At 68.2% G+C, this 21,570-nt stretch carries 19 protein-coding genes and 5 pseudogenes; 17 read left to right on the top strand and 7 right to left on the bottom strand.

Annotated elements, in window-relative coordinates; translation table 11 throughout:
* The first annotated feature begins 30 nt into the window (after positions 1-30).
* Positions 31-462 (top strand): cold-shock protein, encoded by a 432-nt coding sequence (locus ACHMWU_RS09735; protein WP_396043285.1) that lies wholly within the window; start codon positions 31-33, stop codon positions 460-462.
* Here the strand turns inward: ACHMWU_RS09735 and ACHMWU_RS09740 are convergent.
* Entirely contained in the window at positions 435-1,913 is a 1,479-nt protein-coding gene (locus ACHMWU_RS09740) for an MFS transporter (protein ID WP_396043287.1), read from the bottom strand. The genes ACHMWU_RS09735 and ACHMWU_RS09740 overlap by 28 nt on opposite strands.
* A 79-nt stretch (positions 1,914-1,992) precedes the next feature.
* Between ACHMWU_RS09740 and ACHMWU_RS09745 the strand changes: the two genes are divergently transcribed.
* From ACHMWU_RS09745 to ACHMWU_RS09760, 4 genes are all read left to right on the top strand, one after another.
* Positions 1,993-2,526 (top strand): DUF3027 domain-containing protein, encoded by a 534-nt coding sequence (locus tag ACHMWU_RS09745; RefSeq protein ID WP_396043289.1) that lies wholly within the window; start codon positions 1,993-1,995, stop codon positions 2,524-2,526.
* Complete coding sequence (locus ACHMWU_RS09750; RefSeq protein ID WP_396046614.1) at positions 2,478-2,720, top strand: DUF3027 domain-containing protein; 243 nt, start codon at positions 2,478-2,480, stop codon at positions 2,718-2,720. Before ACHMWU_RS09745 ends, ACHMWU_RS09750 begins: the two co-directional genes overlap by 49 nt.
* 101 nt (positions 2,721-2,821) lie before the next feature.
* Entirely contained in the window at positions 2,822-3,115 is a 294-nt protein-coding gene (locus tag ACHMWU_RS09755; protein ID WP_396043291.1) for a hypothetical protein, read from the top strand.
* Positions 3,058-4,374 carry an MFS transporter gene (locus ACHMWU_RS09760; RefSeq protein WP_396043293.1) on the top strand — a complete coding sequence of 439 codons (1,317 nt, stop codon included), beginning with the start codon at positions 3,058-3,060 and terminating at the stop codon, positions 4,372-4,374. Before ACHMWU_RS09755 ends, ACHMWU_RS09760 begins: the two co-directional genes overlap by 58 nt.
* A gap of 43 nt (positions 4,375-4,417) precedes the next feature.
* Here the strand turns inward: ACHMWU_RS09760 and ACHMWU_RS09765 are convergent, their stop codons facing one another.
* The gene (locus ACHMWU_RS09765; RefSeq protein ID WP_396043295.1) at positions 4,418-4,825 is read right to left on the bottom strand and encodes a DUF2530 domain-containing protein; all 408 of its coding nucleotides are present in this window, start codon (positions 4,823-4,825) and stop codon (positions 4,418-4,420) included.
* Between the two features lie 53 nt (positions 4,826-4,878).
* On the opposite strand from ACHMWU_RS09765, the gene ACHMWU_RS09770 reads away from it, so the two are divergent.
* The 3 genes and pseudogenes from ACHMWU_RS09770 (at position 4,879) to ACHMWU_RS09780 (ending at position 7,986) form a co-directional block, all read left to right on the top strand.
* On the top strand, positions 4,879-5,892 hold the full coding sequence (locus ACHMWU_RS09770) for a hypothetical protein (protein ID WP_396043297.1): 1,014 nt from the start codon (positions 4,879-4,881) through the stop codon (positions 5,890-5,892).
* Positions 5,893-6,060: 168 nt separating this feature from the next.
* Positions 6,061-7,412, top strand: a pseudogene (locus ACHMWU_RS09775) (NCS2 family permease).
* A gap of 55 nt (positions 7,413-7,467) precedes the next feature.
* Positions 7,468-7,986, top strand: coding sequence for a gamma carbonic anhydrase family protein (locus tag ACHMWU_RS09780; RefSeq protein WP_396043299.1), 519 nt, complete (start codon positions 7,468-7,470; stop codon positions 7,984-7,986).
* An 86-nt stretch (positions 7,987-8,072) separates the two neighbouring features.
* Here ACHMWU_RS09780 and serC read toward each other — a convergent pair whose 3' ends face one another.
* Positions 8,073-9,179 carry a phosphoserine transaminase gene (gene serC / locus ACHMWU_RS09785; protein WP_396043301.1) on the bottom strand — a complete coding sequence of 369 codons (1,107 nt, stop codon included), beginning with the start codon at positions 9,177-9,179 and terminating at the stop codon, positions 8,073-8,075.
* Between the two features lie 130 nt (positions 9,180-9,309).
* Here serC and ACHMWU_RS09790 point away from each other — a divergent pair, with 130 nt between their 5' ends.
* The 8 genes and pseudogenes from ACHMWU_RS09790 (at position 9,310) to ACHMWU_RS09825 (ending at position 15,539) form a co-directional block, all read left to right on the top strand.
* Complete coding sequence (locus tag ACHMWU_RS09790; protein ID WP_396043303.1) at positions 9,310-9,540, top strand: hypothetical protein; 231 nt, start codon at positions 9,310-9,312, stop codon at positions 9,538-9,540.
* Positions 9,541-9,603: 63 nt separating this feature from the next.
* Positions 9,604-9,846 (top strand): hypothetical protein, encoded by a 243-nt coding sequence (locus tag ACHMWU_RS09795; RefSeq protein WP_396043305.1) that lies wholly within the window; start codon positions 9,604-9,606, stop codon positions 9,844-9,846.
* Between the two features lie 7 nt (positions 9,847-9,853).
* Positions 9,854-10,099 (top strand): annotated as a pseudogene (locus tag ACHMWU_RS09800) (methylmalonyl-CoA mutase family protein); the annotation flags it as partial.
* A complete protein-coding gene (locus ACHMWU_RS09805; RefSeq protein ID WP_396043307.1) occupies positions 10,092-10,697 on the top strand; it encodes a methylmalonyl-CoA mutase family protein in 606 nt (201 codons plus the stop codon). The pseudogene ACHMWU_RS09800 and the gene ACHMWU_RS09805, both read left to right, overlap by 8 nt.
* Entirely contained in the window at positions 10,603-11,427 is an 825-nt protein-coding gene (locus ACHMWU_RS09810; RefSeq protein ID WP_396043309.1) for a methylmalonyl-CoA mutase family protein, read from the top strand. The genes ACHMWU_RS09805 and ACHMWU_RS09810 overlap by 95 nt, the downstream gene beginning before the upstream one ends.
* Positions 11,424-13,608: pseudogene (scpA, locus tag ACHMWU_RS09815) on the top strand (methylmalonyl-CoA mutase). The gene ACHMWU_RS09810 and the pseudogene scpA overlap by 4 nt, the downstream one beginning before the upstream one ends.
* Before the next feature lie 102 nt (positions 13,609-13,710).
* A pseudogene (meaB, locus tag ACHMWU_RS09820) lies at positions 13,711-14,537 on the top strand (methylmalonyl Co-A mutase-associated GTPase MeaB).
* Positions 14,538-14,681: 144 nt separating this feature from the next.
* Positions 14,682-15,539, top strand: a complete 858-nt coding sequence (locus tag ACHMWU_RS09825) for a transglutaminase family protein (RefSeq protein WP_396043311.1) — start codon at positions 14,682-14,684, stop codon at positions 15,537-15,539.
* 119 nt (positions 15,540-15,658) lie between these two features.
* Here the strand turns inward: ACHMWU_RS09825 and ACHMWU_RS09830 are convergent, their stop codons facing one another.
* From ACHMWU_RS09830 to ACHMWU_RS09840, 3 genes and pseudogenes are all read right to left on the bottom strand, one after another.
* Entirely contained in the window at positions 15,659-17,326 is a 1,668-nt protein-coding gene (locus ACHMWU_RS09830; RefSeq protein ID WP_396043313.1) for a glycosyltransferase, read from the bottom strand.
* Between the two features lie 386 nt (positions 17,327-17,712).
* Positions 17,713-18,408, bottom strand: coding sequence for a hypothetical protein (locus ACHMWU_RS09835; RefSeq protein WP_396043315.1), 696 nt, complete (start codon positions 18,406-18,408; stop codon positions 17,713-17,715).
* Positions 18,409-18,538: 130 nt separating this feature from the next.
* Positions 18,539-19,646, bottom strand: a pseudogene (locus ACHMWU_RS09840) (citrate synthase 2).
* Between the two features lie 36 nt (positions 19,647-19,682).
* Between ACHMWU_RS09840 and ACHMWU_RS09845 the strand changes: the two are divergent.
* Positions 19,683-20,333: a pyridoxal 5'-phosphate synthase gene (locus ACHMWU_RS09845; RefSeq protein WP_396043317.1), complete on the top strand. Its 651-nt coding sequence runs from the start codon at positions 19,683-19,685 to the stop codon at positions 20,331-20,333.
* A 105-nt stretch (positions 20,334-20,438) separates the two neighbouring features.
* Here the strand turns inward: ACHMWU_RS09845 and ACHMWU_RS09850 are convergent, their stop codons facing one another.
* Positions 20,439-21,566, bottom strand: a complete 1,128-nt coding sequence (locus ACHMWU_RS09850; protein WP_396043319.1) for a sugar nucleotide-binding protein — start codon at positions 21,564-21,566, stop codon at positions 20,439-20,441.
* Between the last annotated feature and the right edge of the window lie 4 nt (positions 21,567-21,570).

Here is a 21,570-nt window from a genome sequence, read left to right on the forward strand (position 1 = left end):
TGTCCAGATCAGCGACATGAAGGTGGCATCATGCCCACGGGCAAAGTGAAGTGGTACGACGCAGACAAGGGCTTCGGCTTCCTGAGCCAGGAGGACGGCCCTGACGTCCACGTGCGCTCCGACGCGCTGCCCGAGGGAGTGACCTCGCTCAAGGCGGGCACCCGAGTCGAGTTCGGCATCGCTCAGGGCAGCCGCGGCGACCAGGCCCTGCAAGTGCGGGTGCTCGACCGGGTCGGTTCGGTGTCGCGTTCGCAGTCACAGGCACGCCGCAAGGATCCCGAGGCCATGGCCGTGATCGTCGAAGACCTCATCCGGATGCTCGACGTCGTCGGCGAGGGCTACCGCCACGGACGCCACCCTGACGCCAAGAAGGCCAAGCCCATCGCTCAGGTGCTGCGCGCGGTGGCGACCGAGCTTCGGCTTCTGAGCTCGGCTCACCAGTCGCGGAGGGTGTCGTCCTGAGCTGACGGCGCAGGCCGTGCCGGCGGCGTCGTGGCGTGGCCCAGCTCGGGCCGGCGTGCCTTCGTCACGACCAGCACGAGCCAGGCGATCAGCAGCGCCCCGATCACGAGCAGGCCGATCTGGGGCGATGCGTCGAGCGAGAACAGCCCGATGCCGATCAGGCCGCCGGTGACCCAGCCGAGCTGCAGCAGCGTCTCGGAGCGGGCGAACATGCTCGTGCGGACGCGCTCGGGCACGTCGCGCTGGATCATGGCGTCGAGGCTGAGCTTGCCGAGCGACTGGCAGATGCCGACCGTCAGGCCGAGGATCACCGCTGTCCACCACGTGAAGAACACCCCGACCGTGGCGAGCACGACGACGTCGAGGAACAGCACGCCGATCACGACCTTCTCGGGGGCCTTCGAGCTGGCCGCCGAGCCGATCAGCGTGCCGATCGTGTTGCCGGCACCCGCGCCACCGACGACCAGGCCGAGCAAGATCATGGGGTCGGCGGTCCAGCCCATCGAGGCAGGCGGCTCGCGCAGCGTGAAGGCCATGAAGATCGTCAGGAAGCCCGACAGCAGGCGAAGGCCGGAGTTGCTGCGCAACCCGTTGACGACGGCCCGCGTGATCGCCAGGCCCTTGCGTCGTGACTCGGCATCAGGCGTCAGGTCGACCTGCTCCTCGCCCTCGCTCGAGTCGACCTTGGCGGGGAGCAGGATCGCCAGCACTGTGCCGACGGCGAACAGCACGGCGGCGTAGCGCAGGGCCCACTCGGCGCCGATCGTCGCTGCGCCGACCGCCAGCGGTGCTGAGATCGCAGCGGCGCCGGTGCCGGTCAGCGAGATGCGGGAGTTGGCCTTGACGAGCGTGAACGTGGTCGGCAGGAGCCGGGGTACCGCCGAGGCGCGGGTCACGCCGTAGGCCTTGGAGGCGACGAGGCAGCCCAGCGCTGCGAAGTAGAACGCAGGCGACTCGTCGACGACGGCTCCGGCGAGCACCCAGCAGCAGAACGCCCGGATGGCCAGCGTCGCACCGATGGCCCAGCGTCGACCGCGTCGGAACCGGTCGAGGAAGGGGCCGATCAGCGGGGCGACCACCGCGAACGGGAGCATCGTCAGCACCAGGAACAGGGCGACCTGGCCGGTGGCCTCGCCGGTCGGGACCGTGAAGAACAGTGTGCCGGCCAGCGAGATCGCCACGGCGGCGTCACCGGCGGTGTTGAAGGCGTGCAGCTCGAGCAGCCGGGAGAAGCCACTTTCTCCGGCGCCGCCGGAGTGGGTGAACTTGCGGGCACCCGTGTAGGCAGCGGTGCTGCCGCGGGCCACGGCCCGGGCCGTGCTGCGGGAGGCCCTGCCGATGCCCTGGGCGGTTCGGCTCAACCCGGAGGGCGCAGGAGTGACCGGCTCGGTGCGATCGTGCGTGTAGGCAGGATCCTTCGCGTAGTCGTACGGTCCCTCGGGTTCCTCCATGCTCTTTATCCTGCCTCACCCCGGGAAGCGTGCGTGCCCGGACATGGGTCACAATTGAGGAATGTCCATCGACCATCAGTTGAGCGCCGCTGTCGAGACCGCCCGCGCGGCGGCCGCCTCGGCGACCGAGGCTGCCATGGTCGGTCAGCACCTGCGCGTCGTCGACGACGGTGACGGCCTCGTGTCGCACCACTTCGGCTGCCTCAAGCCCGGCTACGTCGGCTGGTACTGGTCGGTCAGCATCTCGCGCGCACCCGACAGCGATCGGGTGACGGTCAACGACGTCGTCCTGCTGCCGGGCGATGACGCGATCACGGCGCCGACGTGGACGCCCTACCGCGACCGCATCCGTCCGGGCGACCTGAGCCCTGGCGACGTCCTGCCTCCTGACGAGGACGACGTCCGGCTGGTCCCGTCCTGGTCGGCTGGTGACGGCGAGGAGCAGACCGACGACCGCTTCTTCGCCCGCGAGGTGGGGCTGGGTCGCGAGTGGGTGCTCTCGCTCGAGGGTCGTAGCTGGCGGCAGATCGTTGGCAGGACGGTGAGCAGGGCCCCGAGACCGCGCTGGCGCAGCAGGCGTCCGGCGTGTGTCACTCGTGCGGATTCATGGTGAGCCTGGCTGGCCCGCTGTCGAGCCGCTTCGGGGTGTGCGCCAACGGCATGGCCAATGACGACGGCAAGGTCGTCTCCTTCGATCACGGCTGCGGAGCTCATTCGGGTGCCCGGCTGAGCCGGGCGGCCAGCGCCCAGAAGCTGCCCCCGCCGGTGTTCGACACCGTGACGGTCGACGAGGTCGAGGGCCTGTAAGCTCCTCGCCGTTCGTCCGCTCCGCCCGAGGCCTGTCGTGAGTCCGCTCACGTCGGGCCTTTATTAGTTGCGCCATACAACTTTCCGTTTATAGTTGTAGTGTGCAACCAACATCCGACACGGTCGAGCGGCCATCAGCCGCTCCCGCCCAGCTGACCCACCGAGAGATCCTCGAAGTCCTCTTCGGACTCCTGGCAGCCCTGTTCACCGCGATCATCAGCTCGACGATCGTCTCCAACGCGCTGCCCACGATCATTGCCGACCTCAACGGCTCGCAGACGCAGTACACGTGGGTCGTCACCGCGTCGCTGCTCGCGATGACCGTGTCGACGCCCGTGTGGGGCAAGTTTCCGACCTGTACAACGAGAAGCTGCTGGTGCAGACCTCGATCGTGATCTTCGTGATCGGCTCGATCCTGGCTGGAATCTCGCAGAACGTTCCCCAGCGCATCGCGATGCGCGTCGTCCAGGGCATCGGCATGGGCGGTCTCACCGCGAACGCCCAGTCCATCATCGGCGCGATCATTCCCCCGCGTGAGCGCGGCCGCTACAGCGGCTACATGGGCGCCACGATGGCCGTCGCGACGATGAGCGGGCCACTGCTCGGCGGCATCATCGTCGACACCCCCGGGCTCGGCTGGCGCTGGACGTTCTACGTCTGCGTGCCGCTCGCGCTCATCAGCCTCGTGGTGCTGCACAAGTACCTGCACATCGAGACAGTGCGCCGCTCCGTGCGCATCGACTACGTCGGAGCCGTCCTGATCGCGATTGCGGCGAGCCTGCCGCTCGTGTGGGTCTCCTTCGCCGGCGACAGCTTCGCCTGGCTCTCGTGGCAGACCGCGGCGTTCTGGGCCGGAACCCTCGTGGCGGTCCTGGCGACCATCCGCGTCGAGAGCCGCCACCCCGAGCCCATGGTCCCGCTCAGGGTCGTCAAGGAGCGGACGACGGCCCTCGCGATCATCGGCAGCATCGCCGTCGGCGTCGCGCTGTTCGGCGGATCGGTCTTCATCGGCCAGTACTTCCAGGTCGCCGGTGGGCACACGCCGACCACGGCCGGACTCCTGACCATCCCGCTGATGCTCGGCTCGCTCGTCGGCACGACGGTCTCAGGCCGGCTCATCACACGCACCGGCCTGTGGAAGCGCTTCCTCGTGCTCGGCTCGGTGCTGCTGGTCATCGGCATGGGGCTGCTGTCGACGATCGACCACCACACGCCCGAGTGGCACGCCATGGTCTTCATGGCCTTCGTGGGTCTCGGCACCGGCATGCTGATGCAGAACTACGTGCTCGCGGTGCAGAACACGGTCGACGTCTCGCAGGTCGGTGCGACCAGCGCCGTCGTCGCGTTCTTCCGCTCGCTCGGAGGTGCCATCGGCGTCTCCCTGCTCGGCGCGATCCTCGCCGCGCAGGTCAAGACCGACGTCACCTCGAAGCTCGCTGCGCTGGGCATCAACCCCGCCGGTGACGGCAGCACGTCGCTGCTCGACACGCAGCACCTGCCGGCGCCGGTCGCCGAGGTCGTCCGGGCGGCGTACGGCGATGCGACAGGCACGATCTTCCTGGTCGCGGCCGGGATCGCCGTGGTCAGCATCATTGCTGCGCTGCTGATGAAGGAAGTCCCGCTGCGCACCACGGTGCACAAGTCCGACGCCTGATCCGGCCGGGGGCGGTCGCCGTCGCCGGCGGGGCAGTGCGGGATCAGTCGCCGAGGCGGCGACGTCCCGGCTGCATGCGCAGGGCGTTGCGGCGCCGGCGGCAGTACTCGATACCGATGAGGCCGAGGCCGAAGCCGGCCACCGCGGTCCACAACCACCAGGTACGACCATCCTCCTCGAGGCGGCCCAGGAAGGGCAGCATGCCGATGGCCAGGGCAGCCCACACGATCGTGCCGACCGTCATGGTGCGGACGCCGTCGACGTCCATCGGCTCGACCTCGGCGACGCGGTGGGTCTTCTTGCCGATCTCGAGCTCGGTGAGGTCAGGACGTCCGAACTCGTGACGTCGGGCAGCTCGTTCGAGGCGTGCGATCTCACGATGACCCATCTTGCGCTCGATGGTCTCGGGTCCGTCGCCGGAGTTGATCACCCAGTCATCACTGTCGCTCACCCCTTCAGACTACCCGCCCGCATCGCCGCGCCCGGCGGCTGCTGGCATGCTGAGTGGCAATGAATCCGCGACATCGCCGGCTGCTGTTCCCCGGCCTGCTCCTCGCCCTGCTCATCGTCGTCGTGGTGAGTGCGCTGGCGAACAAGGCCGACGCTGCAGCCAGCCCAGATGCAGCTGGCCCAGGACGGGTCAGCCAGCTGACCGATCCGCGGATCACCGAGTCCAGCGGCCTGGTCGTGAGCCGCGATCACGACGACCTGGTCTACACGATCAACGACTCGGGCAACGACTCCCTGGTGTTCGCCGTGCAGCTCTCGACCGGAAAGACGGTCGGCACGGCGACCCCAGATCGCGACTTCGTCGATGCTGAGGCGTTGTCGATCGACAGCGAGTCGACGCTCTGGGTCGCCGACACCGGCGACAACAACCGGGTCCGCTCCGACGTCGCGCTGTACGCGTTCGCCGAGCCCGGTCCGCGCGACGCCGCCGTCGCGACCACGCGCTACCCGCTGGTCTATCCCGAAGGGCCGCGCGACGTCGAGGCACTGGTGATCGACCCGCGCACCGACGCGAAGTTCCTGCTGACCAAGGGCCTGCTCGGCGGCGAGGTCTTCGCCCTGCCCGAACCGTTGAAGGCCGACCAGCCCAACCGGGTCACCGCCGTCGACGCGACCGTGCCCGGCATGATGACCGATGCCGCGTTCACGCCCGACGGCCGCCACGTCGTCGCCCGCAACTACGTCAAGGCCAGCGTGCTCGACGCCGAGACCTGGAAGAGCGTCGGTTCCGTGCGGCTGCCCGCCGTCAAGCAGGGGGAGACGCTGGCGATGGAGCCCGCCGGCACGTCCTTCCTGGTCGGCAGCGAAGGCGCCGACTCGCCGATCGACCGAGTCGCCCTCACCCAGCCGTCAGCCGAGCAGACGACCCCCTCGCCTGCCACGACGCGCAAGCCGAGTCCAGAGCCGATTGGCGGAGGCAATGGCTTCGCCGGCAGCACGTGGCTGTGGGCCTCGGTCGCCGTGGCATTGCTGGCAGCAGTCGCCGTGCTGGCGAATCGCCGCCGCTGACCGACCTCGCCGAACGGTTGCGTCGGGCTACTGGCATGCTCTACGGGTTCACCCCCAGCGCGAATCGGGAGCTCCATGCGTACAACACTCGACACATACTTCAAGATCGGCGAGCGGGGGTCATCGATCAGCCGCGAGGTTCGCGGCGGAGTCGTGACCTTCCTGACGATGGCCTACATCATCGTGCTCAACCCGCTGATCCTCGGCTACGTCCAGGATGCCGACGGCCAGTTCCTGGGTGGCGGAGCCGCTCCCGATCTCGCCAAGATCGCCGCGGCCACGGCACTCGTGGCCGGCGTCCTGACGATCCTGATGGGTGTCGTGGCGAACTTCCCGCTTGCGATCGCCGCAGGCCTCGGCCTCAACGCCTTCGTCGCGTACTCGATCGCCTCCCAGATGTCGTGGGCCGACGCGATGGGACTCGTGGTGCTGGAGGGCCTCATCATCCTGGTGCTGGTGCTGACCGGTTTCCGCAAGGCAGTCTTCGACGCGGTGCCACGTGAGCTCAAGACCGCGATCGCGGTCGGCATCGGCCTGTTCATCGCCCTGATCGGCCTGGTCGACGCCGGCTTCGTGCGCACGACCGGCATGAGTGCTCCGCCGATCGGCATGGGCATCGGCGGCAAGCTTCTCGGGCTGGCCCGTCCTGGTCTTCTGCATCGGCCTGCTGCTGATGATCGCGTTGCACGCGCGCCGGGTGCCCGGCGCGATCCTGATCGGTATCGCTGCCACCACGGTTCTCGCGATCATCGTCGAGAAGATCGTCGAGGCCGGCCCCACGGTCGTCGATCCCGAGACCACCAACCCCAAGGGCTGGAACCTCAACGTTCCGTCGATCCCCGACTCGGTCGCCAAGACCCCCCGACTTCGGCCTGCTGGGCGAGTTCAGCCTGTTCGGCTCGTTCGAACGCGTCGGCTTCGTGACGATCGTGCTGCTGGTCTTCAGCCTGCTGCTGGCCGACTTCTTCGACACGATGGGCACCATGACGGCGATCGGCGCCGAAGCGGGTCTCAACGACGAGGAGGGTGCGCCGGTCGGTGCGCAGAAGATCCTCATCGTCGACTCCATCGCGGCAGCAGCCGGCGGTGCAGCCGGCGTCTCGAGCAACACGTCGTACGTCGAGTCCGCCTCGGGCGTCGGCGACGGTGCGCGGACGGGCCTGGCTTCGGTCGTGACGGGTGTCCTGTTCCTGCTGGCCACGATCTTCACCCCGATCGTCGAGCACATCCCGAGCGAGGCCGCCGTGCCTGCGCTCGTGCTGGTCGGCTTCCTCATGATGACGCAGGTCGCCGAGATCGACTGGAAGGACGACGAGATCGCGATCCCGGCGTTCCTCACGATCGCCCTGATGCCGTTCACGTACTCGATCACCGCCGGCATCGGTGCGGGCTTCATCTCGTTCGTCCTGCTCAAGATCGTCAAGGGCAAGATCGGCCAGATCCACCTGCTGATGTGGATCATCAGCGTGATGTTCGTGCTCTACTTTGCGATCGACCCGATCAGCCGCTGGGTGAGCTGATCTGTTGGGGGAGTCTGGTTGCTCACGGGGGCGGGGACGTCGATAGGTTGGCGTCATGTTGATCGCACTCGGTGACCGGACTCCCCAGATCGCGCAGAGCGCGTGGATCGCGCCGACCGCGGTGCTCGCCGGCTCGGTAGAGATCGGCGAGGGCGCCAGCATCTGGTACGGAGCGGTGCTGCGCGCCGACAACGAGCCCATCACGATCGGGGCACGCAGCAACGTGCAGGACAACTGCGCGTTCCACGTCGACAAGGACAAGCCCCTGACGCTCGGCGAGGGCGTCTCCGTCGGCCACGGGGCCGTCGTGCACGGTGCGACGATCGGCGATCACGTCCTGATCGGCATGAGCGCGACGATCATGAACGAGGCCGTCATCGGCAGCGAGTCACTGATCGCGGCAGGCGCCTTGGTCACCGAGGGCATGGTCGTGCCTCCGCGCTCGCTCGTCGCCGGAGTCCCGGCCAAGGTGCGTCGTGAGCTCAGCGATGAAGAAGTGGAGAAGCTCCACAACAACGCGAGGATCTACGAAGAACACCGCGAGCTGCACCGCGCCGGCACCGTCGTGAACTGAACCGAGTGGTGCAAACCTGTCGCCGAGTGGTGCGTCTTGGACAAACACGCCGTCCTGAAACGTCCAGTCCGCACCACTCGCGGTTCTTAGAGTTGCTCTACTACGTAGTCGATTGATTGCGTGAGCTTGTCTACGTCGTCTGGGTCTATTGCGGGGAACATCGCTACCCGCAGCTGGTTGCGGCCGAGGCCTCGGTAGCTGTCGACGTCGACGATGCCGTTGGCGCGCAGCGCGCCGGTGACTGCTGCTTGGTCGACGCCGTCGAGATCGATCGTGCCGACGACCTGCGAACGCTCGGCCGGGGCGGTGACGAACGGCGAGGCGTACGACGAGGCCTCGGCCCAGGAGTACAGACGTGCCGACGAAGCTGCGGTCCGTTCGACCGCCCAGTCGAGCCCGCCCTGCTCGTTGAGCCAGCGGGTCTGGTGGTCCATCAGGAACAGCGTGGCCAGGGCCGGCGTGTTGTAGGTCTGGTTCTTGCGCGAGTTGTCGATCGCGGCTGGCAGGTCGAGGAAGCCGGGGATGTGCCTGCCGCTCGCCTTGATCCGGTCGGCCCGCTCGATCGCCGCCGGTGACATCAGCGCGATCCACAGGCCGCCGTCGGAGGCGAATCCCTTCTGCGGCGCGAAGTAGTAGACATCGGTCTGCGACACGTCGACGGCCAGGCCGCCGGCGCCTGACGTGGCATCGACCAGGACGAGCGCGTCGTCATCGGCTCCGTCGACCCGCGCGACCGGGACCATGACGCCTGTCGACGTCTCGTTGTGCGCCCAGGCGTACACGTCGACACCATCGGAGGCGTGGGGGAGCGGGTGGGTCGACGGATCGCTCTCGATGATCTCGGGGTCGTCGAGGAACGGGGCGGCTGCGACCGCGCGCGCGAACTTGCGGGTGAACTCGCCGTGCACGAGGTGCTGGGAGCGGCGCTCGACCAGACCGAACATCGCGGCGTCGAAGAAGGCGTGCGAACCACCGAGCCCGAGCACGACCTCGTAGCCGTCCGGCAGGTCGAACAGCGAGCCCAGCCCTTCGCGCAGGCTGCCGACAAGATTCTTGACCGGTGCCTGGCGGTGCGACGTGCCCATCAGGGTCGTACCAGTCGCGGCGAGGGCGTCGAGGGCGTCGACGCGCACCTTGGAGGGGCCGGACCCGAAACGTCCGTCTTGAGGCAGCAGCTCAGCGGGAATCTTCACGCGCCCAGTGTCTCAGGAGGTGTCGGCCCTAAGGTTGACGGCATGTGGACATGGGTGGACGGCGCGGAGGACATTGCGGCTGACCCGGGCTTCGCGGTCGGCGACGAGATCAGCTGGCAGGTGCTCAGCGATGACTTCGCCGAGCTGCTGCCCCGTCCTGCCGCCGGACTTCGACGGACCTGTCGACACCGTGGCCGACGACGACGGCGACACCTGGATCGACGGAACGATCCGCACGATCCTCATGGCAACGGGCCGCCGCCGCACGACGGCGTTCGAGATCACCGCCACTCCCGCCGAGCACGTGCAGGTCCTCGACCTGGCGGGCTTTCTCGTCGACGTGGAGATTGCCCCGAGTTAGCCGGTCGTCACTTATGTCACATTGGGTGGCCTGAGTCACGTTGGGTTTCGTACGATGCCCCCTATGGCATCTGACCCTTCGACAAGCTCGGGGAACACAGGCACGGTCGAGGTTCTCCTCTCAGAGGGGCTCGAGCACACGCAGGACGAGTGGGAAGCAGCGACTGCGGCGGTCCTGCGCAAGGCGCGCAAGCTGACCGACGACGCTGCCGACTCCGACGCCTGGGCGACGCTCTCGACGACGACCCTCGACGGCATCGCCGTCACCCCGCTCGGCACCCCGCAAGCTCAGTGCAGACCTTCCTGACGGCGGACTGCCCGGCCAGGCGCCCTTCACCCGCGGCGCGACCGCCACCCGCGAGCTCGACGGCTGGGACGTCCGGGCCTGGTTCGTCGACCCCGACGCAGAACGCACCGCACGCGATGTCGTGACCGATCTCGAGAACGGCGTGAACTCGCTGTGGATCTCGGCGGGCACCGGCGGCGTCCCGATCGAGGCACTGGCCACGATCCTCGAACCGGTGTTCGTCGACCTCGCCGCCGTCGCGATCGATGCGCCGTTCGAGCCTGTCGAGGCCGCCACCGCCCTGGCTGCGGTCATCAAGGACAAGGGAGTCACCGCAGCCCCCCGGCACGAGCCTCGGCGCAGACCCGCTCGGCGCCGAGGTCCGCGAACGCGGCGTGACCGACCTGGAGGCGGCCGTCAAGGTGGCTCGCCTCGCCGCTCCGCTCGGCATCCGCGGTGTCACCGTCGACGCGACGAGCGTCCACGACGCGGGTGCCTCCGATGCGCAGGAGCTGGCGTACTCGCTGCTGGCCGGTGCGACCTACCTGCGCACCCTGACTGCGGCTGGGTTCTCGGTCGACGAGGCCGCCGGGCTGATCGACTTCCGCTACGCCGCGACCGACGAGCAGTTCCCGACGATCGCCAAGCTCCGCGCCGCCCGCCGGCTGTGGAACCGAGTGGCCGAGCTGCAGCGGCGTCACCTCGGCCGCTGCAGGTCAGCTGCAGCACGCCGTGACGTCGCGGCCGATGATGGCCAAGTACGACCCCTACGTCAACATGCTCCGCACGACTGTCGCCGCGTTCGCGGCCGGTGTCGGTGGGGCCGCGGCCGTCACGGTGCTGCCTTTCGACGAGCCGCTCGGCCTGCCTGAGGCGTTCAGCCGGCGCATTGCCCGCAACACGTCGAGCCTGCTGATCAGCGAGTCCCACGTGGCCGCGGTGACTGATCCGGCTGGTGGCGCGCACGCGGTCGAGAAGCTCACCGACGACCTCGCCCGGGCGGCGTGGACGTTGTTCGGCGAGCTCGACGGCGACTTCGCGACGGGTCTCGCTCGGCTGCGCGATCAGATCGACGCGACCAACGCCGAACGTGCCCTCGCGATCGCGAAGCGCCAGCGGCCCATCACGGGGGTCTCGGAGTTCCCGAACCTGCACGAAGAGCTCCCCGAGCGGCGCCCGTACCCCGCGCCGCTGACGGTGCACCGCTACGCCGGCGAGTTCGAGGCGCTGCGCGACGAGCCCGCCGCAGCGCCGGTCTTCCTGGCCTCGATGGGCACCGTCGCCGGCTACACCGCGCGCTCGACCTTCGCCGCGAACCTGCTGGCCGCCGGCGGGATCGACGCCACCGTGGCCGGACCGACCGACGGCGTCGACGACGTCCTCGCCGCCTACCGTGAGGCCGGCACGCCCGCCGTCGCCTGCCTCGTCGGCAACGACAAGGCGTACGAGGCGTGGGGAGCCGACCTGGTCGGTGCGCTCCGTGACGCCGGGGCCAAGCACGTCGTCCTGGCAGGCCGGGCCGACGTGGGTGCCGACTCGACCATCGCGGTGGGCCTCGATGCCTTGGCCTTCCTTCGTTCGATCCGAGAGGAGCTCGCATGAGCATCCCGCAGAGCTTCCACGGTCTCCCGCTCGATCCTGAACAGCCCTACGAGCCTGACGCCGACACGTACGCCCGGGCGACCGACGGCGCTGAGCCGTGGGCCTCGCCCGAGGGCATCTCCGTCGACGGCCTCTACACCGCGGACGACCTCGCAGGTCTCGACGGGCTCGACACCTACCCCGGACTCGCGCCGTTCCTGCGCGGCCCGTACCCCGCGATGTACACGACGCAGCCGTGGACGATCCGTCAGTACGCGGGCTTCTCGACCGCGGAAGAGTCCAATGCGTTCTACCGCCGCAACCTGGCGGCCGGTCAGAAGGGACTGTCAGTCGCCTTCGACCTGGCGACCCACCGCGGCTATGACTCCGACAACCCGCGCGTCGTCGGAGACGTCGGCATGGCCGGTGTCGCGATCGACTCGATCTACGACACCCGCAAGCTTGTTCGAGGGCATCCCGCTCGACGAGATGAGCGTCTCGATGACGATGAACGGTGCGGTGCTGCCGGTCCTCGCGCTGTACATCGTCGCGGCCGAGGAGCAGGGCGTGCCGCCCGAGAAGCTGTCGGGCACGATCCAGAACGACATCCTCAAAGAGTTCATGGTGCGCAACACCTACATCTACCCGCCGGCACCGTCGATGCGGATCATCTCCGACATCTTCGCGTACACCGCGCAGAAGATGCCGCGGTTCAACTCGATCTCGATCTCGGGTTACCACATCCAGGAAGCCGGAGCCACGAACGACCTCGAGCTGGCGTACACGCTGGCCGATGGGGTCGAGTACATCCGGGCTGGTCTCGACGTGGGCCTCGACATCGACGCGTTCGCGCCGCGCCTAAGCTCTTCTGGGCCATCGGCATGAACTTCTACATGGAGATCGCCAAGATGCGGGCCGCTCGTGCCCTGTGGGCGCGACTCGTCGCCGACTTTCGAGCCCAAGAACCCCAAGTCGCTCAGCCTCCGCACGCACAGCCAGACGTCAGGCTGGTCGCTGACGGCGCAGGACGTCTTCAACAACGTCGGGCGTACCGCGATCGAGGCGATGGCCGCGACGCAGGGTCACACCCAGTCGCTGCACACCAACGCGCTCGACGAGGCCATCGCCCTGCCGACCGATTTCAGCGCCCGCATCGCCCGCAACACCCAGCTGCTCCTGCAGCAGGAGTCGGGCACGACCGACATCATCGATCCGTGGGGCGGTTCGTACTACGTCGAGAAGCTGACCCACGACCTCGCGAACCGCGCCTGGGCGCACATCCAGGAGGTCGAGAAGGCCGGCGGCATGTCGAAGGCCATCGAGGCCGGCATCCCCAAGATGCGCATCGAGGAGGCTGCGGCCCGCACGCAGGCCCGTATTGACGCCGGCACGCAGGCCGTCATCGGGGTCAACACCTACCGGCTGGCCGACGAAGATCCGCTCGACGTCCTGAAGGTCGACAACAAGGCCGTGTACGCCTCGCAGATCGCCAAGTTCGAACGGCTGCGCGCCGAGCGCAACCAGGACGACGTCGACGCGGCGCTGGCAGCCCTGACGCGCAGCGCCGAGCGTGGATCGTCCGATGACGGCTCGCTCGACGACAACCTGCTGACCCTCGCGGTCAACGCTGCGCGTGCCAAGGCGACGGTCGGTGAGATCTCGGATGCACTGGAGAAGGTCTACGGGCGCCACCAGGCGGTCATCCGTACCATCTCAGGTGTGTACCGCACCGAAGCCGGCCAGGCGTCGAACGTCGCCCGGGTCATCGAGGCCACCGACGAGTTCGAGCAGGCCGAAGGACGCCGTCCGCGCATCCTGGTCGCCAAGATGGGCCAGGACGGGCACGACCGCGGCCAGAAGGTCATCGTGACGGCGTTCGCCGACATGGGCTTCGACGTCGACGTCGGCCCGCTGTTCTCGACGCCGGAAGAGGTCGCCCAGCAGGCGATCGATGCCGACGTGCACATCGTGGGCGTCTCGAGCCTGGCTGCCGGTCACCTGACCCTCCTTCCGGCGCTGAGGGAGAGCCTCGCCGAGATGGGCCGGCCCGACATCATGGTCGTCATCGGTGGTGTCATCCCGCCTGACGATGTGCCGACCCTGCTCGAGATGGGGGCTGCTGCGGTGTTCCCGCCCGGCACCGTCATCGCCGACTCGGCGCTCGACCTGCTCGACAAGCTGCGCTCCAACCTGACCAGCTGATGGTCGACGTGAGTGCGGCTTGCCGACGACGTGCGCGTCGGCAAGCGCGCGGCGATCTCGCGCGCCATCACCTTGGTCGAGTCGAGCCGGGCCGACCACCGGGTGCAGGCGCGTCAGCTGCTCAGCATCCTCAACGACCCTTCGACAGGTCTCGGCAGCGGCGGGGGAGCGATCCGGGTCGGCATCTCGGGCGTGCCCGGTGTCGGCAAGTCGACTTTCATCGAGGCGCTCGGCACGCACCTCATCGAGGAGGGCCATCGCGTCGGCGTGCTGGCGGTCGATCCGTCGAGCGTCCGCACTGGTGGCTCGGTGCTGGGCGACAAGACCCGGATGGCCCAGCTGTCGGTCAGCCCCGACGCGTTCATCCGCCCGTCGCCCAGCGCGGGGACGCTCGGTGGCGTGGCGCGCGCGACGAGCCAGGCGATGACGGTGCTCGAAGCCGCCGGGTACGACGTGATCCTGGTCGAGACCGTCGGTGTGGGCAGTCCGAGATCACGGTCGCCGGCATGGTCGACACGTTCTTGTTCCTGACGATCGCGCGCACGGGCGATCAGCTGCAGGGCATCAAGAAGGGCATCCTCGAGATCGCCGATGTCATCGCTGTCAACAAGGCCGACGGTGACCGGGCACAAGAGGCCGAGGTGACGTCGAAGGACCTCGCCGGCGCGCTGCGGCTCGTGTACGCCGGCACCCAGCACTGGGTGCCTCCGGTGCTGACCTGCTCGGCGTTGACCGGCACGGGCATCGACACGGTGTGGAGCCGGATCATCCGGCACCGCGAGTTCCTGGGCCGTGCCGGCCTGCGGGAGAAGCGCGCCCAGCAGCAAGCCGACTTCACCTGGACGCTCGTGCGGGACGGCTCGCCCAGCGGCTCCGCACCAATCCGAACGTCGCTGCGATGCGCGAGGAGATCAAGGAAGCCGTCCTGAGCGGCGAGCTTCCCGGCAGCGGCCGCAGCAGACAAGCTCCTCGAGGCCTACGACTCCTGATCGCGAGCGGTGCAGATGCGTAGGCATCCCGGTCCGGGATCGGGCCGTTTTGCGCCGCTCGACGAAATGGCGGAGGATCGGGCAGTGAAGCGATCCGTATCTGCCCATCTCGAGCTCTTTCTCCACGGTGAGGCTGATCTGATCTTCTCGATCGCGGTCGCCCGCGGGGCGGAGGTCGACGAGGCCCTGACCCTGACGTCGAACGGGGAGCCTGTCGAGGCCCACGAGATCATCGGGCGACACGGCACCCGGCTGCACCGGCTGCAGGCTGCCCCAGGACCGCTCGTGCTCGACTACACGGCCGAGGTATCTGGCCACACTGCGACGGTGCCGACCCACGTGCTCGACGTCATCGACTATCTGCGGCCGAGCCGCTACTGCGAGTCCGACACCCTGTTCGCGACGGCTCGGTCGGAGTTCGGGGGTGCCACGGGCCACGAGCTCGTCGATCGGGTCGTGACCTGGGTGGGTGCGCGGGTCCGTTACGTCTCGGGTGCCAGCCAGCCGACCGATGGCGCGGTGGCCACGTTGCTGGCCCGCGCGGGCGTGTGTCGCGATTTCGCCCACCTGGTCGTTGCGCTGCTACGTGCGCTCGACGTCCCGGCACGCCTGGCGTCGGTCTATGCGCCGGGCCTGTCGCCGATGGACTTCCATGCGGTTGCCGAGGCCTATGTCGAGGGCGAGTGGCACGTGGTCGACGCGACCGGCCTCGCTCCGCGTGGCTCGATGCTGCGGATCGCGACGGGTCAAGATGCCGCCGGCACGGCCTTCCTGTCCCAGTACGGCGCTGCGGTGGACCTTCGCCGGATTGCTGTGACGGCCGTCGTCGACGGGCTGCCGCACGATGATCGGGCCCAGCGCTCAGCTGCGCTGAGAGCCGACTGCGCTCAAGACGCGAAAATATATCCACAAGAACTAGTCCATCTAGTTCTAATTGACTAGAGATCGCGCTACAGTCGTCTTGGCGCTCATTGCTGGCACCTGGGGGGTGGTCGAATGAGACGCAGGGAATCAGTGATGCGAGGCCGGCCGTCTCGGGGGGATGGCCGGCCCGCTCACCTTCACAGTCGCTGAAGGTCGGCGGTGGGTTCGTGGCCGTGCCGCTCGACGAACAGCTTTAGGTTGGCGGCGTGACGGGCATGTTCGCGTGACACTGACACACGCGTGACGGTCGCCAGGTCGGGTTGCTCAAGCTGGTAGCCGGGTTCAGCTTCGTCGAGGCGCAGTACCAGGTCGGCCAGCTCGAACTCGTTGTGCAGCAAGACCTGCAGTCCGCGCAGCTGGATGAAATCGACGGCACGGGTCATGAACGTCCTACCTGCTGGCCCGTCCGAGGGCGACACTGCTTGCACGACGTGCGGCCCGTCGACACGACGTGACGCCTCGACCAACGCTGTGACGGTCCCAGGTTCGGGCTGGGTGTCGAAGTCGAGAAACAGGACCCGGGCGCCATGGGTCATGCTGAACCCCAAGTTGGCCGTGAACGCGAACGATGCCGGCTCGGCGACCCGCCGATAGCGGACCCTGGGATCAGTGACGAGAGTCGGCAGCAAGGTGTTGAGGGTGCGCCGCGAAACGGTGTGGTCGACGACGACGATCTCCCAGGGCTGCGAGCCGAGCTCGGCTCGTACCGTCTTGACGCGCTCCAGCGTGTCGCGGGCCCTCAAGCCTGCCGGGATGACGACGCTGATCTGTTCTGCGATGCGATCGGCGGCGGCCAGCTCGTCCCAGTCGACGAGGTGCTTGAGCCGAACGACGTCAGCCCACGTCATCGGCTGCTGGGTGCTGATGCGGTCGTCCCGGTCGTCGGCACCGTCGTAGTGCACGCCTACGACGGGTACGTGGACGAGCTCGGCCACCTCCGACAGTCGAAGCACTAGGTCGTAGTCGACGGTTCGGCGAAGACTGGGGTCGAATCCGCCGATGGATCGTAGCGTGGTGGCCCGGACGACCAGCACGTTCAAGTCGACGTGGTTGTGCGCCAGCAGGATCTCACGGGTCACCTGACGGGCGCGATAGCGAAGGCCGGAGTCGGTCAGGGTCTCCAGCGTCGCGTAGGCCACGTCGACGTCTCGATGAGTCATGGTGAGAACCATGTGCCGCAGATAGTCTGGTCGCCAGGCATTGTCGCTGTCGAGAAAGGCGATCAGCTCGCCGCGCGACGCGTCGATACCGCTGTTGCGCGCGGCGCACACCCCTTCGTGGGGGCGGGTGATGAGGTGGATGCGCGAGTCCAGCTTCGCCATCGAATTCACGACCGAGATGGTCTCGTCGGTCGAGCCGTCGTCGATGACGAATATCTCCCAGTTGCTCCAGGTCTGCGCCTGCACCGACTCCACTGCGGTGCGCAGCACATGGGCGCGGTTCCAGCTGGGGATGATCACCGAGACCGTGATGTCGGGCGTCGGTATGTCCTCAGGAAACAATGGTTGGTCGTGGCCCTCGGGCAACGAGTCGAGCCAAGCCGGCATGAGCCTGCGCCGATGCCGGGTCCAGGTCGTCGCCAGATCACGCCAGGTGGTCTCGACCTCCGCCCAGCGCACCTTGACTCGGCGGTCGGGGCCGAGCAGGTGGAACTGCGTGTGCGGACCGAAGTCGTCGTAGAGATGGCCGAGGACTCCGTAGGGATGGTCCGCAGCCTGTGGATGCACCTTCAGATAGCGTTTGGCCGACCACGCCGGGTGAGGTGCCAGGCTGTTGGGGAATGGCCCTCGGACGAACGTTCCCATCGGGGTCACGGTCGGCCGTGAAGATCTCGGGCACGCGGTCGAGCAACGGATTGGGGGAGTAGCGGTGGGTGAAGCCGATGCTCAGGTAGTGGCTGATCGCCTCGTCAAGCTCGGTGAACTCTTCGCCCGCCTCGGCGGAGTACCAGGCGAGGTCGAACAGGCCGCTTGCCGCAATCGCATCATGCTCTGACAACGGTGCGACTTGCTGCGACGAGGTCGTCGGCATCCGTCGAACCAGGCAGGACAACCGGTTCCACAGGCCCGCGCGCCGAGAGGCGTGAGGTTTCATGCGTGCAGGATCCGTTCTGACACCCTGTACAAGGGTAGGCGTCGTTGTCATCGTACTGAACCGATGGCCAGCCGGGCTCCGACCGGTGCCATCGCAGTCAGTCGAGACGAGCGGCGGGGTAGAGCCGTGGCTCGGTGAGCGCGACGATCCAGCCGCGGCGACGCAGCCGGCCGACGACCTCGAAGGTCATGCCCGGCTCGATCGTGGTGTCGTCCTCGGACTTGGCCTCCCAGTAGAACACCCGCCCGTTGCCCTCCAGCACGAGGTGATGGTGCTCGTGGGTGTGATCGCTGAACCACTCCAGGACGGCCTCGACGAACCGCGCGAGTCGATGAGGCTTGCGCTCGCGCACCTCGACGACGGTGACGGTGAACGTCCGGCCGGTGCGCCACAGCTGCCAGCGGGCGCCATCGGTCAGGAGCGTGTTGCGGGTCAGCCACTGCCTGGCCAGGCCGGCCAGTCCGAGCAGGAACGCGAGCCCGGCGATCGCCCGCCACCACGAGAAGCCGTCGTACCGCGACACATCGTAGGCCGACACATCGCGTGGATCATCGAGGTCAAGCGCGATCTCGACACGCTGTCCGACGTCGTAGCTGACGTCGCTCTCGAAGAACTGGCCCCAGTCCCACACAGGTGGGAAGTCGTCGAGGTAGTACTCGCGGCCGTCGACGGTGGCGTAGTTCTGACGTTGTCGTCGTCCGAGTCGTCGATCCGACTGATCGTGCCGACCACGGTCGAGTCCTGCGCGATGGCAGAGTCGACCGTGAGCGACGCGTCGACCGTGAGCGTCCACCACACCAGCGCGATCCCGCTTGTGACGGACCACAGGATCCAGCGGCCAGTCAGCGCCCAGCGGAACCGACGGCGAAGCCTGCGCCGCACCCGGTCGTCCGGGTTGCAGCGCAGGCTCGAGACGTCGCTGCTCAGGCGTTGGCCCAGTCAGGGTTCCAGCCGTCGACCTCGTCGGCGCGACGGGCGGCGGGCCCGGTGTAGATCGCCGACGGTCGGATCAGACGTCCGGTGCGCTTCTGCTCCAGGATGTGCGCGCTCCAGCCGGCCGTGCGGGCCGACGTAAACATCGCGGTGAACATGTGCGGCGGGATCTCGGCGTAGTCGAGGACGATGGCCGCCCAGAACTCCACATTGGTCTCCAGTACCCGGTCGGGGCGGCGCTCGCGCAGTCTCCCTTCAGCGCGGCCTCCTCCAGCGCGACCGCGACCTCGGCGCGGGAGCGTTGAGCTCCTTGGCCGTGCGACGCAGCGTGCGGGCCCGCGGATCTTCTGCGCGGTAGACGCGGTGGCCGAAGCCCATCAGGCGCTCACCCGAGTCGAGCAGGTCCTTGACGTACTTCGTCGCGTCGCCGGACTTCTCGACCTCTTCGATCATCGTGAGCACACGGGCCGGAGCGCCGCCGTGCAGGGGACCCGACATCGCGCCGACGGCACCTGACAGGGCAGCGGCGGCGTCAGCGCCGGTCGAGGCGATGACCCGGGCGGTGAAGGTCGAGGCGTTCATGCCGTGCTCGGCTGCCGACACCCAGTAGGCGTCGATGGCCTTGGCGTGGTCGGGGTTGACCTCGCCGCGCCAGCGGGTCAGGAAGCGTTCGGTGATCGTGCCGGCCTTGTCGACCTCGCTCTGCGGGACGAAGGGCTGACCGACGCCGCGGGCGGCCTGTGCGACGTACGACAGCACCATGACGGCGGCGCGGGCGAGATCTTCGCGGGCCTGGACGTCGTCGATGTCGTACAGCCGCCTCATGCCCCACGCGGGTGCGGTCAGCGCGATGGCGCTCTGCACGTCGGCGCGGATGTCACCGGAGTGGACGGGAATCGGGAACGGCTCTGCGGGCGGGAGGCCGGGCTCGTACGTCCCGTCGACCAGCAGTCCCCAGATCTTCTCGAAGGGAACGCGACCGACGAGGTCGTCGATGTCGACGCCACGGTAGCGAAGCGCGGACCCTTCCTTGTCAGGTTCGGCGATCTCGCTCTCGAACGCGATGACGCCTTCTAGGCCATGATGCACTTCAGTCATACCTGGCATTCTGCACTGCGTCGATATCGTGAGCGCATGGAGACCCCGGATCTGGCTCGTATGCGTGAGGACTATTCCCGTGCCGGACTCGACGAATCGGCAGCCGGTGACGATCCGCTGTCGCTGTTCGCCCGATGGCTCGACGACGCCGTCGATGCGGACGTGCACGAGCCCAATGCGATGGCGTTGGCCACGGCCACGCCCGATGGCCGACCGTCGGTGCGGATCGTGCTGCTCAAGGGATTCGACGCCCGCGGGTTGACCTTCTTCACGGGGTACGAGTCGCGCAAGGGCCGCGGCTCGCTGCCAATCCGTTCGCGGCGGCGACGATGCTGTGGCACCCGTTGCAGCGTCAGGTGCGGGTCGAGGGCGCCGTGGTGCGGCTCGACGAGGCCGAGTCAGATGCGTACTTCGCCTCACGTCCGCGGGGATCGCAGATCGGTGCCGTCGCGTCGCCGCAGTCGCGTCCCATCATCGGGCGGGAGGCCCTGGAGCAGCGGGTGGCCGCGGTCGAGCGAGACTTCGCGGGTCGTGACGTCGTCCGGCCGTCGTCGTGGGGTGGGGTACCGGATCAGCGTGGAGTCGATCGAGTTCTGGCAGGGTCGCACGAGCCGGCTGCACGACCGCATCCTCTTCACCCGCGACGGCGTCGGCGCCACCTGGTCACGCGTACGCCTCGCCCCCTGACCCCACACCCCTGAGGAGGTAGTTGCCGCCCCTCGGCGAGGGGGTTACGGCCTCCTCAGGGGGCCGTAACGGCCTCCTCAAGGGGCAACAAGTGCCTCGTCAGGGTTAGTGGAGGGCGCTGTACTTGGGACGGGGGGAGATCGGCGGGGGATTGTCCTGGCCGGCTTGCTGGCTCGCGGTGTACTCGTACGTGCTGACGCCGGTGACGTCATCGGCGCTGCGGCCCTCGGCGACGAACACCTCGCGGGCGATGTCGGCCCACGTCTTGACCGGCCCGCCGCCTGTGACGTGGTGGATGCCGTAGGGAGCGCCACCTCGCACCAGGTCGAGGATGCCGGCGGCGAGCTCGTCGGCGGTCGTGAGACGCCCGTGCTGGTCGTCGACGACCGACGGGCTGACGCCGCCCCGGGCCAGCCGCTGCATCGTGGCGACGAAGTTGGGTCCATCGCCGACGACCCAGCTGGTCCGCACGATGTAGTGCTTCGGGACGGTCGAGGTGACTGCTTCACCTGCGGCCTTGGTCTGGCCGTAGACGCCCAGTGGCGAGACCAGCTCGTCGACCTGGTGGACCTCGGCGGTCCCGTCGAACACGTAGTCGGACGACACCGTCACGAGCGTGAGACCGTGCGCGATGGCCCGTCTGGCGAGCTCGGCGACCGCCGTGACGTTGACCGCCCACGCCGTCGTGCGGCCCTCGGGAGTCTCGGCGCCATCGACGTTGGTGTAGGCCGCAGCGTTGATGACGGTGTCGACGTCACGCCACGGAACCGAGTCGAAGGATGCCGGATCGGTCAGGTCGAGCTCGGCACGAGTCAGGGCAAGCGCATCGGGCAGCAGCGCCCGCAACGCCCGTCCGTGGCCGTCGGCCCCGATGATCAGGGTGCGGCGCGCCGCAACCGGTGTGACGTCGGCCAGGCGCGGATGCGCCTTGTCCTTGTCGGAGACCTCGGCCAGCGGCAGCGGCCACGGGATCGCCGCGGTCTCGTCGAGGAGGTTGACGTTGGTGTACTTCGCGTCGGGACTCCAGTGGTCGTTGACGAGGTACGTGTACGCGGTCCCGTCCTCGAGCGTCTGGAAGGAGTTGGCGACACCGCGCGGGATGAACACTGCGGTCGACGGATCGATCTCGACGTGGAACGTCGCACCGAACGAGTCTCCCGCCCGCAGATCGACCCGAAGCGCCGAAGACGCGGCCCGTGGCGACGGAGACGGCTTTGTCCCACGGCTCGGCATGGAT

The organism is Aeromicrobium sp. UC242_57 (assembly GCF_044452305.1).
Lineage (GTDB): Bacteria > Actinomycetota > Actinomycetes > Propionibacteriales > Nocardioidaceae > Aeromicrobium.

Excerpts from the sequence above, each read along its gene's own strand:
- ACHMWU_RS09735 (WP_396043285.1), top strand. The coding sequence starts at position 31 with ATGCCCACGGGCAAAGTGAAGTGGTACGACGCAGACAAGGGCTTCGGC.
- ACHMWU_RS09780 (WP_396043299.1), top strand. The coding sequence starts at position 7,468 with ATGTTGATCGCACTCGGTGACCGGACTCCCCAGATCGCGCAGAGCGCG.
- ACHMWU_RS09795 (WP_396043305.1), top strand. The coding sequence starts at position 9,604 with ATGGCATCTGACCCTTCGACAAGCTCGGGGAACACAGGCACGGTCGAG.
- ACHMWU_RS09805 (WP_396043307.1), top strand. The coding sequence starts at position 10,092 with ATGCGCCGTTCGAGCCTGTCGAGGCCGCCACCGCCCTGGCTGCGGTCA.
- ACHMWU_RS09810 (WP_396043309.1), top strand. The coding sequence starts at position 10,603 with ATGCTCCGCACGACTGTCGCCGCGTTCGCGGCCGGTGTCGGTGGGGCC.
- ACHMWU_RS09830 (WP_396043313.1), bottom strand. The coding sequence starts at position 17,326 with ATGGGAACGTTCGTCCGAGGGCCATTCCCCAACAGCCTGGCACCTCAC.
- ACHMWU_RS09850 (WP_396043319.1), bottom strand. The coding sequence starts at position 21,566 with ATGCCGAGCCGTGGGACAAAGCCGTCTCCGTCGCCACGGGCCGCGTCT.
- ACHMWU_RS09790 (WP_396043303.1), top strand. The coding sequence starts at position 9,310 with ATGACTTCGCCGAGCTGCTGCCCCGTCCTGCCGCCGGACTTCGACGGA.
- ACHMWU_RS09845 (WP_396043317.1), top strand. The coding sequence starts at position 19,683 with ATGGAGACCCCGGATCTGGCTCGTATGCGTGAGGACTATTCCCGTGCC.
- ACHMWU_RS09740 (WP_396043287.1), bottom strand. The coding sequence starts at position 1,913 with ATGGAGGAACCCGAGGGACCGTACGACTACGCGAAGGATCCTGCCTAC.